At 69.9% G+C, this 14,514-nt stretch carries 16 protein-coding genes and 1 pseudogene; 11 read left to right on the top strand and 6 right to left on the bottom strand.

Annotated features, from left to right (window positions below; genetic code table 11):
* Positions 1-77 precede the first annotated feature (77 nt).
* Complete coding sequence (locus GUY60_RS22010) at positions 78-1,454, bottom strand: hypothetical protein (protein WP_161700485.1); 1,377 nt, start codon at positions 1,452-1,454, stop codon at positions 78-80.
* A gap of 446 nt (positions 1,455-1,900) precedes the next feature.
* Complete coding sequence (locus tag GUY60_RS22005) at positions 1,901-2,575, bottom strand: ScbR family autoregulator-binding transcription factor (protein WP_312866386.1); 675 nt, start codon at positions 2,573-2,575, stop codon at positions 1,901-1,903.
* Between the two features lie 200 nt (positions 2,576-2,775).
* On the opposite strand from GUY60_RS22005, the gene GUY60_RS22000 reads away from it, so the two are divergent.
* The 7 genes from GUY60_RS22000 (at position 2,776) to GUY60_RS21970 (ending at position 8,897) form a co-directional block, all read left to right on the top strand.
* Positions 2,776-3,951: a ScbA/BarX family gamma-butyrolactone biosynthesis protein gene (locus GUY60_RS22000; protein WP_161700481.1), complete on the top strand. Its 1,176-nt coding sequence runs from the start codon at positions 2,776-2,778 to the stop codon at positions 3,949-3,951.
* Positions 3,945-5,129: an acyl-CoA dehydrogenase family protein gene (locus tag GUY60_RS21995; protein WP_161700479.1), complete on the top strand. Its 1,185-nt coding sequence runs from the start codon at positions 3,945-3,947 to the stop codon at positions 5,127-5,129. Before GUY60_RS22000 ends, GUY60_RS21995 begins: the two co-directional genes overlap by 7 nt.
* Positions 5,126-5,812 (top strand): HAD family hydrolase, encoded by a 687-nt coding sequence (locus GUY60_RS21990; protein ID WP_161700478.1) that lies wholly within the window; start codon positions 5,126-5,128, stop codon positions 5,810-5,812. Before GUY60_RS21995 ends, GUY60_RS21990 begins: the two co-directional genes overlap by 4 nt.
* 190 nt (positions 5,813-6,002) lie before the next feature.
* Positions 6,003-6,590 carry a TetR family transcriptional regulator gene (locus tag GUY60_RS21985; protein ID WP_161700476.1) on the top strand — a complete coding sequence of 196 codons (588 nt, stop codon included), beginning with the start codon at positions 6,003-6,005 and terminating at the stop codon, positions 6,588-6,590.
* A gap of 109 nt (positions 6,591-6,699) precedes the next feature.
* The gene (locus GUY60_RS21980; protein WP_161700475.1) at positions 6,700-7,701 is read left to right on the top strand and encodes a helix-turn-helix transcriptional regulator; all 1,002 of its coding nucleotides are present in this window, start codon (positions 6,700-6,702) and stop codon (positions 7,699-7,701) included.
* Between the two features lie 48 nt (positions 7,702-7,749).
* Positions 7,750-8,316 (top strand): RDD family protein, encoded by a 567-nt coding sequence (locus GUY60_RS21975; RefSeq protein ID WP_312866385.1) that lies wholly within the window; start codon positions 7,750-7,752, stop codon positions 8,314-8,316.
* The gene (locus tag GUY60_RS21970) at positions 8,313-8,897 is read left to right on the top strand and encodes a hypothetical protein (protein WP_161700471.1); all 585 of its coding nucleotides are present in this window, start codon (positions 8,313-8,315) and stop codon (positions 8,895-8,897) included. The genes GUY60_RS21975 and GUY60_RS21970 overlap by 4 nt, the downstream gene beginning before the upstream one ends.
* A gap of 155 nt (positions 8,898-9,052) precedes the next feature.
* Here the strand turns inward: GUY60_RS21970 and GUY60_RS21965 are convergent, their stop codons facing one another.
* Positions 9,053-9,457: a type II toxin-antitoxin system PemK/MazF family toxin gene (locus tag GUY60_RS21965; RefSeq protein WP_161700469.1), complete on the bottom strand. Its 405-nt coding sequence runs from the start codon at positions 9,455-9,457 to the stop codon at positions 9,053-9,055.
* 397 nt (positions 9,458-9,854) lie between these two features.
* Here GUY60_RS21965 and GUY60_RS40095 point away from each other — a divergent pair.
* Positions 9,855-10,289: pseudogene (locus GUY60_RS40095) on the top strand (transposase); the annotation flags it as partial.
* A 468-nt stretch (positions 10,290-10,757) separates the two neighbouring features.
* Here the strand turns inward: GUY60_RS40095 and GUY60_RS21955 are convergent.
* A complete protein-coding gene (locus GUY60_RS21955) occupies positions 10,758-11,411 on the bottom strand; it encodes a TetR/AcrR family transcriptional regulator (protein WP_161700467.1) in 654 nt (217 codons plus the stop codon).
* Between the two features lie 73 nt (positions 11,412-11,484).
* Here GUY60_RS21955 and GUY60_RS21950 point away from each other — a divergent pair, with 73 nt between their 5' ends.
* On the top strand, positions 11,485-11,880 hold the full coding sequence (locus GUY60_RS21950) for a Dabb family protein (RefSeq protein WP_161700465.1): 396 nt from the start codon (positions 11,485-11,487) through the stop codon (positions 11,878-11,880).
* Between the two features lie 544 nt (positions 11,881-12,424).
* Here GUY60_RS21950 and GUY60_RS21945 read toward each other — a convergent pair.
* Both GUY60_RS21945 and GUY60_RS21940 read right to left on the bottom strand, forming a co-directional pair.
* Entirely contained in the window at positions 12,425-12,940 is a 516-nt protein-coding gene (locus tag GUY60_RS21945; RefSeq protein WP_161700463.1) for a glycine-rich domain-containing protein, read from the bottom strand.
* Between the two features lie 229 nt (positions 12,941-13,169).
* A complete protein-coding gene (locus tag GUY60_RS21940) occupies positions 13,170-13,391 on the bottom strand; it encodes a hypothetical protein (RefSeq protein WP_161700461.1) in 222 nt (73 codons plus the stop codon).
* A 26-nt stretch (positions 13,392-13,417) separates the two neighbouring features.
* On the opposite strand from GUY60_RS21940, the gene GUY60_RS39765 reads away from it, so the two are divergent.
* Together GUY60_RS39765 and GUY60_RS21935 are read left to right on the top strand one after the other, a co-directional pair.
* A complete protein-coding gene (locus GUY60_RS39765) occupies positions 13,418-13,690 on the top strand; it encodes a helix-turn-helix domain-containing protein (RefSeq protein ID WP_312866384.1) in 273 nt (90 codons plus the stop codon).
* An 8-nt stretch (positions 13,691-13,698) separates the two neighbouring features.
* The gene (locus tag GUY60_RS21935; RefSeq protein WP_246235429.1) at positions 13,699-14,274 is read left to right on the top strand and encodes an XRE family transcriptional regulator; all 576 of its coding nucleotides are present in this window, start codon (positions 13,699-13,701) and stop codon (positions 14,272-14,274) included.
* Positions 14,275-14,514: the final 240 nt, after the last annotated feature.

The following is a 14,514-nucleotide window of genomic DNA, read 5'->3' as shown; positions in this document are numbered from 1 at the left end:
GGAAGTGGGGAAGTGGGGAAGTGGGGAAGTGGGGAAGTGAGGTACAGACGGTCGATCAGGTCGGCCGCGACCTTCCCCTACGCCCCCTGAATACCCCGCGCCCGGCACCGCGTGCAAAGGCCGCCCGTGGCGGGGGAGTTGCGGCCGCACGGCGTACCGTCCCAGCCCGCGCAGGGCGATGGCGAAGGGGCGGGTACGGGTCCCCGGGCCTCCGCAGCCGGTCCGCGTTCGCGTGCGGGCTCGGGCGCGGGCTCGGAAGCGCGAGCCCGCGCACCCGCCCCGTGCCGATGACCTTCGTGCCGATGACCTTCGCGCCGATGCTCCTCGCGCCGGTGGTCCTCGCGTCGCTCCACGCACCGCGGACAGGCCCGGCCGGAGTCGATCGTCGTGCCGTCCTCGCAGCGCGGGTCGGGGCACTCGCCGTCCTGCAGCAGGGTGATGGCCACGCCGACCGGGCTTGTCAGCCCCGCGCCGCCGGTGCTGGTGTCGGCGGCGGCCGCGAACCCCCAGGCGTACCAACGGCGTTCGGCACGCTCCACCAGCTGCTGCCAGGTGCGCTGGTCCAGTGCGCGGACCAGCGCGTCGCGCAGCGGCCGCGGCCGGCGTACCGGCAGCAGCGCCCGCAGCTCCGGGGGCAGCGCCGCCTCGACCCTGCGCAGCTCGTCGCGCCGGGCCCGGGTCAGCCGCTCGCCGCCGGAGGTCCGGGGTACGGGAGAGGAGTGGGAGTCCGGCGCCGTGGCGCCGTGGGACGCGGCAACGCCGCCCGCCGCAGGGCCCCTTGGTGGCGCGGGTGCCCTCCGGGCGTCAGCGGCGCTGCGCGCCGGGGGCGCCGCTCTGGGTTCCTGTGGGTGTGGTTGAAGTTGGTCTCGTTGTGCGGTGCCTCGTGGGGCACCGTCGGCGGTCGGCGTCAGGGCACCGCCCGACGTGCCCTGTGGGGCACCACCGCCCGTGCCCGCGCGGCCGTCCCCGGTGGTGCCCTGCTGGGCACCACCGGGGTGACCTGGGGAGTCCGGGTCGCGCGGCACCGGCACGTTGTTTCTCGGGGAGCGCACATCGGGGTGCGCGGCGTAGAACTGGCCCAGGGACAGCAGGCCTTCGTAGCCCGGGGGCGGGTTGAACCGGACGTGGTAGCGGTTGCGGCGGCGCATCCCGCCCGCGTACCGGACCTCCTCTATGCGGATCGCGCCGAGTTCCTGCAGCTCGGCCCAGTAACGGGCCGCCTTGCGGTAGTCCTTGAGGCCGAGGACCCGGGCGATGGCGGTGCCCTTGGGCCAGGCGATGCGGCGGCCGGGGGTGCGGCTGTTGATGTGCTCGGCGAGGAACGCGTACAGGCGGTAGGCCTGGGCGGTGCAGCCGGACAGCAGGACCCACACCGGTACTTGGGTGTAGTACGTCGGCCAGTCCTCGGGGACCAGGTCGTCCGCGGAGTCCTCCTCGGACCCGCCCCCGCTCATGGCCTGACCTCCCCCGGCAGGACACGGGGGCGTGCGGGGTGTGCGGCGCGTGCGGGGCGCGCGGGGCGTTGTGCGGCGGGCCCGGACGGTGGGCGGGCGGTGTGGCGCGTGGGTTTCATGTGCGGTCCCTTGCTGTGCGGGCCGCGAGCGGCGGGCGGTCGGACCGGCTCCAACACCGTGCTCATCGCTTAGACTTGACGACGAGGCGCGGTTCGTTCCGCGCGCGTGCTCGCGACTCTGGTTCCCGTGCCGGGATGAGTCGTGGTGTCGATCGGATGGCCGCTCCTGTTCCCGCAGGGCGGCCATTCGGCTTGTACGGAGCGCCGGTCGACGGGGTCGCCGGGACCGGTGCTCGTGCCGGGGCGCTGCTGGTGCCGCGCCGAAGCCGGTTCAGGCGCCCGTACAGGCGCCGTTCAGGCGGTGGTTCAGGCAGTGGTGGCGCTGGTTCAGGCGCGCAGCGCGTAGAAGATCAGGTCGCGCGCCTCTTCCCAGCGCTGGGTGAGGTCCTGCCGGCGGTCGAGCCGCGCGGCGATGTGCTGGGTGCCGAAGAACGTGGAGACCAGGGTGTGCGCGGCTGCCGAGGGGGAGACACCCGCGCGCAACTCACCCGCCTCCTCCGCCTCGGCGAGGAGTTGTTCGATGAGGCTGATCCAGCCGACGTACGGCTGGGGCAACACGCCCTCGGGCAGCGGCTGTTCCATCTGCAGCCGTACGCCACCCTGCACGACCACGTCGTCCTTGAAGGTCGCCGCGGTCTGGTCGAGCAGCTCGGAGAGGGTGTCCATCGGGCCGAGTCCCTTGGCCTGTACGGCTTCCAGGAGCAGCGGCCAGCGGTCGTAGAGGGCGTCCACGACCGCGATGGTGAGCGCTTCCTTCGTCGGGTAGTGGAAGTACACCGCGCCCTTCGTCATGCCGACGCGGTCGGCGACGTTCTTCACGGATGTGCCTGCGTACCCGTGCCGGTCGAAGAGTTCGGCCGCGGCGTCCAGGATCTGATCCCGGGTCTGTACGGCGCGCTCCTGGTGGAGTTCGGGTCCGCGCCCCGGGCCGTGCCCGCCGCTCGCCCTGCGCTCGGGTGCCGGGAACGTGGCCCGGCTCTGCTTCTGCGTCTTCTGCGTCACGATGTTCTCGCCTTCATGGTTCTCCCCCCCTTGGCATCCCGTTCGGTCGTTCGGGCGTGAGCCACGAGTGACCACGCGATTGACGACCATTGCAATATACCTTCCCGTAGGTATATTTTCGAGCCGCCGGGTGGTCCGGACCTCATGGGGAGCGACGAGGGACGGACTCCGCGGCTCCGTTGTCCAGGGAGGGGAAATCCATGTTCAACACCGACAGAGCAGCCACAACACCCCAGGCCGGTAAGGCCGTTGAGCCCGTCAAGGCCGGCAGGAGCGGCAGGACCGTCGAGGTCACCGCGAGCAGCACCAGCGCGACCGCCGGCGCGACCCCCACGACCAGCAAGCCCGACAAGACCGTCACCGCCACCACGGTCACCACGACCGGCCGGACCACCGGCCACCGCGCCGATGTCCACGTGCCGCGCACCCTGGTCCACAAGGCCGCCGCCCGCGAGGTCCTGCTGTCCGCCGCGCACCCGCTCGGCGACGACCGCTTCGCGCTCTGGGTGCGCTGGCCGCACGACCACCTGCTGCACGGCCGCGACGCCGGCGGGGCGCGGGATTCCCTGATCGTCGTGGAGACGATGCGGCAGGCCGGCATCTATCTGTCGCACCGCTTCCACGGCGTGCCGATGGACCACGCGTTCGTCCTGCACAGCTTCGAGTTCCAGCTCAGCGCGCCGATCCGCGACCTCGGCAACGGGTCCGACGTCGTCCTCGACATCACCGTGCGCCGCGAGCCGGGCAGGCCGGACCGCTTCCGGCTCACGTCCGAGGCGGACCTCCTCGTCGGCGGCCGCTCCGTGGGCCGGGCCGCGATGCGCTGGGACGCACTCGCACCCAGGCAGTACGCCGTCGTACGCCACCGCCTCGCGGGCGTCCCCTCGCTCGCCGACTTCACGGCGCCGCCCGTCACGGCCCCGGCGCTCACCCCGGCCGCCGTCGGGCGCGACCGCGACGACGCCGTACTCCTCGCCGACTGCCCCGAGCAGTCCGGGAGTTGGCGGCTGCTGCTCGACACCGGGCACCCCGCGCTGTTCGACCACGAGAGCGACCACGTACCCGGCATGGTGATCGTCGAGGCCTTCCGGCAGGCCGTCCTCGTCGAGGCCGCGAAGGACAACTCCGACGACTGGGGGATACGCGCCATGCACACGACGTTCGCCTCGTTCGGTGAACTCGACCAGCCCGTCACCGTCTCCGCGGAGCCCATCGAGGAGAACGCGTACCTGGTCACCGCCCGGCAGGGCGAACGCGCCCTGGCCACGGCCCGGGTGTCCGGCAGCTCCACCTCGCCGCTCGCGGCGCTGACCGCGGACACGGGTGCGGACACGGCTGTGGACGCGGGCGCGGACGCGGGTGCTGCCGCATGCTGAGCGACCTGGACCGGACCCTGGACATCGCCCGTGCGGACAGCGCGCTCCTCGACGAGTCCTGCCGCCTGACCGACCGGCTCGCCGACTCGCTGGTCGTCGACGGATTCCCCCGGCACTTCGTGCCCGAGCGCTGGGGCGGCTGCGCCGGTACGTTCACCGCGCTCCTGGACGCGGTCTCCGTACTCGCCGAGACCTGCGCGTCCACCGCCTGGTGCGCCGCCCTCTACGCCGCGCACGGCCGGCTCGCCTCCTACCTGCCCGAGGCCGGACAGCGGGAGCTGTGGGGGAGCAACCCCGACGCGTGCGTCGCCGCCTCCGTCGTACCGCCGCAGGGCAACGCCGAACGCACCGGCGAGGGCTGGAAGTTGACCGGCAAGTGGACCATGGCCAGCGGCGTCGACCAGGCCGACTGGGTGCTGCTCGCCGCGTGGGCACCGACGGCCGACGACGCGGTGGCCGGGGGCGCCCCGGCGAGCGGTGGCCCCGCCCCGGCGAGCGGTGGTCCCGTACCGGCGCGGGAGCACCGGATCTTCGCCGTGCGGCGCTCGGACGTGAAGGTGGTCGACACCTGGCACCCCGTGGGCCTGCGCGGCACCGGCAGCAACACCGTCGGCGCCGACGTCTTCGTCCCCGACCACCTCACCTTCACCCTGCGCGACCTGAGCCAGGTCAAGCCGCACGCGGCCCGCTGCCACACCGTGCCGTTCCCGCTGGTGGCCTCGCTGATCTTCGCGGCGCCGGTGCTCGGGGCCGCCGAGGGCGCGCTGCGCACCTGGTGGATCCAGCAGACCGAACGGATCCGCCCCGACGGCAGCACCGCCGCCGAGCAGCCCGCCCAACAGCAGGTGCTCGCCAGGACGGCGGCGCACATCCAGGCCGCCCGGCTGCTGATGGAACGCGCCGCGCAGCGCGCCGACCACGCCCCGGTCACCCCCGTCCTCGTCGCCGAGAACCAGCGCGACGTCGCCGTGGCCGTCGAACTGTGCGGCTCCGCCGCCGACGAGTTGTTCCAGGCCGCGGGCCAGCGCGCCCTCGACGAGAGCGACCCGCTGCAGCGCGCCTGGCGGGACATCACCGTGGCCCGCACCCACGGCACCCTCAACTTCGCGGCCGCGGCGGCGAGTTACGCGGGCGCCTCGCTCAACGCGCGCGCCCTGGCCACGGACGGAGCGCGATGACGACCCGGCACATCGCGTTCTTCGACGTGGACGAGACCCTGCTCGCCGAGAAGGGCATGCTCAGCTTCTGGCGGTTCTGGTCCCGGCACCTCACCGGACAGGGCCGCCCGCCGGCCACCCCGCGCACCACGGGCGCGGACCGCGAGACGCTGAACCGCGCGTACTTCACGCTGTTCGCCGGCGTCCCCCGCGCCCACCTGGAGGCCGCGGCCCGCCAGTGGTACGAGGAGTACCGCGGCGGCCCGGACGCGTATCTGCCCGACGTGGTGAACGCCCTGCTGTGGCACCGCACTTCGGGCCACGAGATCGCTCTGGTCACCGGCTCGGGCGCGGCCCTCGTAGCTCCGGTCGCCGAGGACTTCGGCGCCGGGCACGTGCTCGCCACCGAGCTGCTCACGGACGCGGCGGGGGTGCTCACCGGCCAGGTACGGCACCCCGTGATCGGCGCCGCCAAGCGGACGGCCGCGACCGGCCTGATGCGCCGCCTCGGCGCAAGCGCCGGGGACTGCTTCGCGTACGGGGACCACAGCAGCGACCTGCCGATGCTGTCCGCGGTGGGCAACCCCGTGGTCGTGGGCGACGATCCGGTCCTCAACGACCGGGCGGCGGCGCAGGGTTGGCGGACGCTCGCCGGACGCAAGGGACCACACCCGGCCGCCGCCCAGGTACTGCAGGCGATCTGATGACACGTATGACACGTATGACACGGACGGTCGATCTGATGACGCGGACGAGCTGAGACGTAGGGCCTCTGGCGGCCACTGGCCGGTGGGGGCCATGCGTCCGGGTCAAAAAAATACCTTCTGGAGGGTATTTTGTTGTCGTGGAACACACACCGGACAGGAGAGACGAGGCGGATGCGAGACATCGCCGATGAGCCAGGAGCGGTCCGTACGGACCAGGCGTCTGCTTCTGCATGCCGCAGCCGAGGAGTTCGCCGCGCGTGGCTACTCCGGTGCGCGTCTGAAGACCGTGGTGGACCGGATCGGCATGACCAAGGGCGCCCTGTACGGCCACTTCGCCTCGAAGGAGGACCTGGCCGAGGCCGTGGCCGACGAGGCCGCGTCCTGCTGGGCGGACCTGCGGGCGAAGCGGGCCGTGCAGGTGCTCGACCCGGTCGACCCGGTGGGCGAATTACGGCTCCTGGCCGAGGAGTTGGCGCTCCTGATGGACGAGGACACCGTCTTCCGGGCCGCGGTCCGGCTCGCGTCGGACGGCCTGTACGGGTCCCTGGAACGGGATCTGGTGTCCACGGTCTCGGCCCACGTCACCGAACTGGTCCGGCGGGCGCAGCGGGAGGCCGGGCTCGCCGTGGCGTTCCCGCCGGCGGCCTTCGCCGACCTGGTCACCACCGCGATCTTCGCGGGGGCGAAGTCCGGGGCACCGCCGGGTACGGCACCCGGCATCGGCAGCCGTACGCGCCTGAACGGGCTCTGGGAGCTGCTGGGTCCGGGCGGCTGAGGCGGCGGGCCCGCGGCACCGCGGCCGACGCCACGTCCGTCGCCGCCAGGCCGTATCGATCCGTAAGGGACAGGCCGTATCGATCCGTAAGGGAAAGGCAGCGGACGACATGAGCACACCGACCATCGGCCCCCAGGCCCTGCGGCTTTTCGAGTACGCCTCGGCCCGCAGCAACTGGACGGTGCGCAGCGCCTGCGAGCAACTCGACACCACCGTCCCCGAGATCGAGCAGGCGCGGCGGGAGCTGATCGGGCTCGGCCTGCTCATCGAGTCGACCGACGGCGGCGCGGCCGACGACGAGCAGTCCGCCAAGGCGACCGCGCCGGAGGCCGCGCTGCTGCGGCTGCTGACCGCCGAGGAGGAGGCCGCGAGCCGCCTCACCGACCAGATCCGCCGCACCCGCGAGCAGATCGACGCGATGCGTGAGGTGTTCCTGCCGCTGCACACCGCCCGCTCCAGCGGCCTCAGCGGTGAAGTGGTCACGTGCCCCGAGAAGATCGCGCGGGTGCTGAGCGACACCGCTGACATCGCGACCTCGGAGATCCTCAGCATGCACCCCGGCCCGGTGATGCCGGCCGAGGCGCTCGCGCAGGGGCTGCGGCGCGATCTGCAGGTCCTGGACCGTGGGGTGACGATGCGCAGCATCCACCTGCGGCCGATGACCCGGATCATCCACTCGATGACCCACCTGCAGGACCTGCGGGCGGGCGGCGGGCAGGTACGGATCGCCAATATCGTGCCGTTCCGCTTCATCCTCGTCGACCGGGTGCAGGCCCTGGTGCCCGCGCTGCACACCAACTCCAGCAACGCCATGATGGTGCTGCGCGGCGAGGCGATCACCGCGCTCCTGGTGAAGGTCTTCGAGATGTGCTGGGCATCGGCGGCCCCACTGGAGGCGGCCGAGCCCGGCCAGGAGTCCGGCCTCAGCTCGCAGCAACTGTGGGTACTGCGCCTGATGTCCACCGGCCGCAAGGACGAGGCGATAGCCCGCGAACTCGGCGTGTCCGTACGGACGTTGCGCCGCGTGATGGCCGACCTGATGGCACGGCTCGGGGTGGAGAGCCGGTTCCAGGCGGGGATCACTGCGGCGAAGATGGGGTTGCTGGATTAGACGTCATGGCGGCCTCTGCCGGGCCGGGCGCACCGGCCGGCGATCGGCGTGTCGTGTTCGCGCGATAACGTCAGACAGCAGTCGCAGGCCGGCTGCAGGCGAAGGCATGAGTGGGGTGGCAATAGCGTGACATCGGCGAGTTTGGGGCGTCGCTATGCATCGGCCGTGATTGACGGGGCGCTCTCCCTGGGGTGCGGGCTGGTCACGGGATTCGCTTACCTGGTGTCCCACGCCACCGAGGCCGACACATCAGTCCCGAAGCTGGGGGGCAGTGTTCTGTGCGGCGCTCTTGCCGTGTCGTTCGTCAACCACGTAATTCTGGTCCTGCTGGCCCGCAGGAGCGTGGGGAAGGCTCTGGTCGGCACTCGCGTCGTCCGTACGGCGGACGGGGGCAGGCCGCGGCTGCACCAAGCCCTCGGCCGTTGGCTTGGCGGCTTCTTTTTCGGAATTGTGGTCCTGCCTCTCGCGTTCGCTGCCGGCGGCAGCGAAGCCGAACCGCAGGACTTCGCCGGATTGCGCATCGTCCGGCCGAGGAAAGGCAGCCAGACTGACGGTTTCCCGCAGAACCGGCCGGCACAGGACTGGGATGAAACACCCGACAGGAGCGGTCGGTGACCGATTTCCGGTTCGAGCTGAGACCGTTCCACCGCAAGAGGCACAGCGGTCGCGAAGGCCTCGTGGGAGCGTTCGGCGCAGTGGCCGTTGAAGCCACGTGGCGGAAGCAGTCCATCAGGGCAGGGAGTCGACAGCTTGAAGTGCGGCTGTTTGGCGACCATATGCCGCAGGTCGTGTACCGGACGGTGGGCCCGGGCCGGCCCACACTGCGCAATGCCCGTCTCACCATCGACGGACATGCGGTCCAACTCACCTTCAACAGAGGGGCATTGAGTAATGCATCGCGCGCCCTGAAGCTGCAATATCAGGACCGCTCGTATGCATACGTTGCGGCAAAATCAGGTAAGGGGGGCGCACTGAGCAGGCCGGGCGTTCTGATCACTCTTGCCCGCAGAGATGGCAGCACGGGCAAGGGGAAGAACACATTTGGCACCGTCACCGGCAACGCGGATGTGGTCGACCTGGCACTGGCGGTCCTGTTCGAAGAGATCGACACCCTGGAACTGACGACGTCCGGAGCCGTATCCGGCGCCCTGAACAGACTCCTCAACCCCCGTTCGAACGAACCCGTCACGGAATAGCATTCACCCATCAGCCCCGCTTCACCGCGCGCCCGCCTAATACTCCAGCCGTAGATCGTGATCTCGATGGTGAGGGGCGCCGAGGACAGAGGTGGCCTGTGTCGATCATCTGGACGAGACCGGCCATGCCGGCGGAGAGTCCGTTCCTTCTCCGCCTACTCGCGTTCACCAAGACGGAGAGCGTCTCTTATCTCGCTGAGCTTCGCGGTTGTTGCCGGGGTCTGTTCCTTCGCCTTTCCGCCGAGACGGAGGGCATCCTCGATCTCGCTGAGTTTCGCGGAGGAGAGGGCGCCTGCCCGCTCGATCAGGTCGTCCCGGGACACGGTGGTCAGCCACGTGCAAGGGGTAAAGCCTGGGCGCGGGAACGCGAACCGCAGCACGCCCTCGAAGGGCAGTCCTTCCATGGCGCCTACTTGCACTTCGACGCCCAGACCGGTGATGTCGACGCCCGCCGGAGCGACGACCTGCATCACCTGGATCCCGGACGCGTCGTCTGCCGACAGCAGCACGACCAGCCGCCGCTCGTCGAACTCCACCCACCAGACTTCGCCACGTTGCACATGTCCTCCTGACACAGGACGGCAGGCGGATGCCTGCGCGACCCCGACGCGCTGTGGAGACGGGTGCGGCCACCGTTGATCATCGGCGCGTGAAGACAAACGATCATGCGGTGGTCGCAGGTCACAGCGTAGACCCTGCCCGCTGGCAGGAGACGTTCGAGGACCTGATGAGCCGGATCGCAGGCCGGTTCACGCGGGTCGAACCCCGGCTGCGGGTACGACAGTTGGTACTCGGCCTGCTGTCGGACCTGCCGCACAAGAACTGCTGGACCATCGCCGAGTGGGCCGGCGAGAGGACCCCGGACGGCATGCAGCACCTGCTCGGCCGAGACCGGCGACGTGAAGAAGGGCACACACGGTCGGCGTCCAGCGCCAGTACACCGGCACCGCGGGCAGGATCGAAAATGCCCAGGTCGCCGTCTACCTGGTCTACGCCGGCCGGCGCGGGCACGCGGCGGTGGACCGGGAACTGTACGTCCCGCGCTCATGGACGGCCGATCCCGACCGCTGCAGGGATGCCGGACTCGACCAGGACACCGCCTTCGCGACCAAGCCGGAACTGGCCACCCGCATGATCATCCGGTTCCTGGACGCCGGCCACCACGCACCGTGGATCGCCGGCGACGAGGTCTACGGCGGCAATCCGAAACTGCGGGCCGCGCTGGAGGAGCGCGGCACCGGCTACGTGCTCGCCGTCGCCTGCTCCCACGAAGTCACCACCCCGGCCGGGAAGTTCCGCGCCGACGCCCTGGCCAGGAAGCTGCCGAAGCGGGCCTGGCAGAAACTGTCCGCCGGAGCAGGCGCGAAAGGGGAACCGCTTCTACGACTGGGCCGTCATCGACCTGGCCGACGCCCGGCTCGGCAGCGTTCAGTTGCTGATCCGTCGCAATCGCACCACCGGCGAACTCGCCTACTACCGCTGCTACTCACCCCGGCCCGAGCCCCTGACGACCCTGGTGCGGGTCGCTGGATCAAGGTGGCGAGTGGAAGAGACATTCCAGTCCGGCAAGGGCCTGGCCGGACTGGACGAGCACAGGTTCGCCGCTACCCCTCCTGGTCCCGCTGGGTCACCCTGGCCATGCTCGCGCACGCCTTCCTCGCCGTCGTCCGCGCGGACGAACACACCCGCCGCCCCGCACCTGATTCCCTCATACCGCTGACCTGCCCCCGCGGCGCCACCAGTCAGAAGGACCGCGTTGCAGGGGTTCGAGCACCTGTGGAGCACCGGTGCGGAGCTAGGACTTGTCCGGCCGATCATGCCGTAGAGGCGGGGTTGGCCGCCTTGATCCGCCGGGCAGTCCTATTCGCTCGCGTACGCGCGCAGGAAGGTGTCCACGGCCGCTTCCGCCGTGCTGCGCAGCTCGGCGGCCGGGACGCGGCGCGTGCCCAGTCGGGAGCGGGACTCCAGGGGGCCGGTGAGCAGGGCGAGGAAGTGCTCGGCGGCCTGCTCCGGGTCGCATGGGCGCAGGCGGCCGGCCAGTGAGAGGCGGGCCAGTCGGTCGGCGAGTGCCGCGCTGGGGCGGTGCGCGGTGCGCTCCTGCACGATCTCGACCAGGTCGGGGAACTGTGCCACTTGTGCGTAGGTCAGCCGGCGCAGCGCGCGGGCGCGTTCGCCGCAGCAGATGCGCGCCAGCCGGTGAGCCAGGTCAGTCAGCGCGGCCCGCGGATCTTCGTCCGGCGCTCGGTCGCGCAGGTGCTCGATCGCCGTGAGGTTCTCCGTCATGAGTGTGTCGGCCGCGGCCTCGACCGTATGGCGGAAGAGGGTCTCCTTGTCGTTGAGATGGCTGTAGACGGTCGGCTTGGCGACCCCTGCCTCCTCTGCGATCTCCTGAACGCACGCTTGCGCGTATCCACGCCGCGCGAAGACGGCGAACGCAGCGGTCAGGATCGCCTTCCGCTTGTCGGCGCGCCCGCGTGGGACAGCCTTGGGTCTGCTTGACGCCGCTGAACTCATGCGTTCATTCTAGTGAACTACTGATCGGGAAGTTTTTCTGAACCAGCCAGTTCAATCAAGGAAGTGGGATCCCATGATCGTCCACATGCTGCGGTTCGCCTTCAAGGAAGAGACGACCGAGGAACAGAAGGCCCGTGTGCTCACGCTGATGCGTCGCACGGCGTCCGTCGAATCGGTCTCCTTCGCAACAGTCGGGCAGAGCCTGGCCGACCCCGCCGACGGCTTCACCCACGCCTACTGCGTGGGCATCGAGGACCTGGCGGCCCTGGAGCGGTACATGCACGACCCGGTCCACCTGGCGGGAGACCCCGAGATCATTCCGCACCTGGCCAGGATCGCCATCGGCCCTGACCTCTCCGACGACATGGACTCGGCGCTGGCCGACGAGATCATGGCGATGCACGAGAAGAAGGCCGCCCAGTATCCGCAGTGGGCAGCGCAGCTCGAACCGCTCCTCACCCTTGCCTGAGGAGTAATGCGGAGCGGGAACGGCTGCGGCCGTTTCTGTCGGTGAGCAACCCGAACGGTTCGACAAACGCGGCTACGTCTTCCTCGGCACCGCCACCGCCGCAGCCTTGGTCATCTGGCTTTGGACGTGATCGGCCGGACAAGTCCCTGCCGTGGACTACCTGATGGCCACCGGCCAAGACGTGAACGGCACCACCTACAGCAACTACGTGGGCGTGTCCGCTCGTACGGGCCCCTGGGACCTGGCGCGTATCGGCATCACCTCGGCCGCGTGACGGCCTTGGTCCCCTGCCCTCCCTTCGGGGAAGGTGGGGGCCCTTCGTCATGTCCGCGGGCAACCTCGGGAACGACCAAAGGCCCCGCCCGGATCAGATCCGAACGGGGCCGTCATCGGTCGTTCTACTCAGCCCTTGGACGGAACGATGAATCCTCGTACCGGCTTGGGCTCGGGGTTACGTGATGCCGGTTGCTGCGCGCGTTTCCACGCTGCGACCAGCTCCGCGTACCGCGGGTCAGTCCACTCGGCCATGCGGCACCTCCGACCCTCAGGCTACGGGAGGCTGAGGCGTCGGCATGGGGCGGATGGTGCATTCCGGTGCGTGCTGGCACTTCGCGGCCACGGACACGAGCAGCTCGTCCGAGGGCGGTGCCCAGAGGTCTGGATCCGCGCTCCACCCCATGGCGGCGATGGCGGCTCGGGTGCGGGTCAGGATCTCCGGGTCATAGTTCGTCGGGTCGTACCCCGGATCGTGGTGGACGAACTCCCCGTCCAGAGAGGTGCACAGGTCCGCGTACACCGCGCTGTGCAGGATTAGGGCATGCCACCCCTCATCCACGATCCGCGACGGGGCGAGACCCACGCCGGGGTTGCGGGAGCATGCGGCGACGAACTTGAGTCCCTCTTCGACGATGCGGGCCGCCATCTCCTCGGACATGTCCGGGTTGGCGTCCATCACCGTTCCGCGGCAGCTCGTGAACGCCCGGTCGCTGATGAGCTGTTGAGCCAGCGGCGGGAGGGCCGGGATCGGAGATCCCGGCGGGTCTGGGGGCGGTACCGTCATAGCGGTCTCCTCTGTTCTCAGTGGGGATTGCCCCGCTCTGGGCGGAGTGTTCCGGGCAAGGAGTCACCGTCCGGGGTGGGGTTTTTGGTCGCCCTCAGCGCCTAGCTCAAGCCCAGCGCTCAGGGGCTCTATTGGTGCGCCAGAGCAGCGACGATGTAGGCCACGAGAGACGCCCAGACGATGCCGCCCAGCACCACACCGGCCAACGTGCCGTCTTTCCACGCGGGGCTCATGCGTCGGCCCACTCGCTCAGAGTGCGGAGCGTGCCGCGGACATCGATTGTCTCCGCCTCTTCCGCGCTGGCGGTCCGTACGTTCTCGGCCTGCTGAAACCAGTGGGCTCCGCTCGGTCGCTCAAGCATCAGCTCGTCGCCCTCGCTGTCGTAGCCCTTGACCTGCCCGACCAGGCAGCGCTCTACGTCCATAACCACGTCGTCCAGTTGGTAGCGCATCGCACTGCCCCTCTCGCTCGCTGTCCATGTTGCTGGATATTGGCCCAGCTCAAAGGCCACAAGTGCCCCTCACCAGAGGACAGTTGGGACGGACACGAGCTAGGCTGCAAATGTCCAAAGTGTCCACGGGGGTTGTCTTGAATGAGCGACTAGAGTCGGCTATGGCGGATGCCCGGATGACTCCTCAGCGCCTAGCACGGAGAATCGGGGTCTCGCCAAAAACGGTGAAGCGTTGGCTGGACGACGAAGCGCAGCCGCACCGCCAGAGCCGAGTAGACGCCGCGCGGCACTGGGAGTAGACGAAGAGATGTTGCGGCCTCAAGCGGTGACCGACCGCATCAAGACGGGGGCGGATCGGGAGATCATCCGGACCTACCCGTATCGATCGGCGGCGCCCTCGACGCTATGGGGTGAGCTGGTAGCCGGCGCGCAGTCAGATATCTTCCTGGCGGGCTACACGAACTACTTCTTCTGGACCCAACAGCCGCATTTCAACGACACGCTGCGCGAGAAGTCCGCCGCAGGTTGCCGCATTCGCGTCCTGCTGGGCGACCCGGAGTGTCAGACCACGCGGGACCGGGAAACCATCGAAGCCGTGGCGCTGACTGTGTCCACGCGTATCCGCATGACGCTGGACGAAGTGGCGCGGCTCGGTCCGCTGGAAAATCTCGAAGTGCGGTTCAGCGCTGCAGAAGACGCCGTGAACCACGTGAGCCTGTCGACGTTCCGATTCGACAATGACGCCCTGGTGACGCCCCATCTGGCACGCCTGGTAGGCCACGACTCCCCGCTACTTCATCTTCGAAGGGCAGGCACGGGCGGCATGTTCGACCGCTTCGCGGAGTCCTCCGAGGAACTGTGGAGTCGTGGCCAACCGATCTGAGCGACGAGGGAACTGGGTACGCCCCAGCACATGACGAAGACCCCGCCCTCCCGGAGGAGAACGGGGCCCAACCTGAGGTCAACGAGGTACGCGCCTTCACTGCCCGCGGAGAACGCTGGGCCGGGAGTACGGCTTCTAGTACGCAGCGGCTGCACGCCGCGCTGTACAAGGCGGTGCCGGACGGGCTGCGGACCGGGGACCAGGCTGCCATAGGTGCCCGGTCCCAGCCCCATGTCCCAC

The organism is Streptomyces boluensis (assembly GCF_009908195.1).
Lineage (GTDB): Bacteria > Actinomycetota > Actinomycetes > Streptomycetales > Streptomycetaceae > Streptomyces > Streptomyces boluensis.
Note: the sequence above shows the minus strand (reverse complement) of the source record. Positions and strands in the feature narration are given on the sequence as shown.

Excerpts from the sequence above, each read along its gene's own strand:
- GUY60_RS39765 (WP_312866384.1), top strand. The coding sequence starts at position 13,418 with ATGTTGCTGGATATTGGCCCAGCTCAAAGGCCACAAGTGCCCCTCACC.
- GUY60_RS21995 (WP_161700479.1), top strand. The coding sequence starts at position 3,945 with ATGCTGAGCGACCTGGACCGGACCCTGGACATCGCCCGTGCGGACAGC.
- GUY60_RS22000 (WP_161700481.1), top strand. The coding sequence starts at position 2,776 with ATGTTCAACACCGACAGAGCAGCCACAACACCCCAGGCCGGTAAGGCC.
- GUY60_RS21945 (WP_161700463.1), bottom strand. The coding sequence starts at position 12,940 with ATGACGGTACCGCCCCCAGACCCGCCGGGATCTCCGATCCCGGCCCTC.
- GUY60_RS21940 (WP_161700461.1), bottom strand. The coding sequence starts at position 13,391 with ATGCGCTACCAACTGGACGACGTGGTTATGGACGTAGAGCGCTGCCTG.
- GUY60_RS21980 (WP_161700475.1), top strand. The coding sequence starts at position 6,700 with ATGAGCACACCGACCATCGGCCCCCAGGCCCTGCGGCTTTTCGAGTAC.
- GUY60_RS21955 (WP_161700467.1), bottom strand. The coding sequence starts at position 11,411 with ATGAGTTCAGCGGCGTCAAGCAGACCCAAGGCTGTCCCACGCGGGCGC.
- GUY60_RS21935 (WP_246235429.1), top strand. The coding sequence starts at position 13,699 with ATGTTGCGGCCTCAAGCGGTGACCGACCGCATCAAGACGGGGGCGGAT.
- GUY60_RS21950 (WP_161700465.1), top strand. The coding sequence starts at position 11,485 with ATGATCGTCCACATGCTGCGGTTCGCCTTCAAGGAAGAGACGACCGAG.
- GUY60_RS21990 (WP_161700478.1), top strand. The coding sequence starts at position 5,126 with ATGACGACCCGGCACATCGCGTTCTTCGACGTGGACGAGACCCTGCTC.
- GUY60_RS21985 (WP_161700476.1), top strand. The coding sequence starts at position 6,003 with ATGAGCCAGGAGCGGTCCGTACGGACCAGGCGTCTGCTTCTGCATGCC.
- GUY60_RS22010 (WP_161700485.1), bottom strand. The coding sequence starts at position 1,454 with ATGAGCGGGGGCGGGTCCGAGGAGGACTCCGCGGACGACCTGGTCCCC.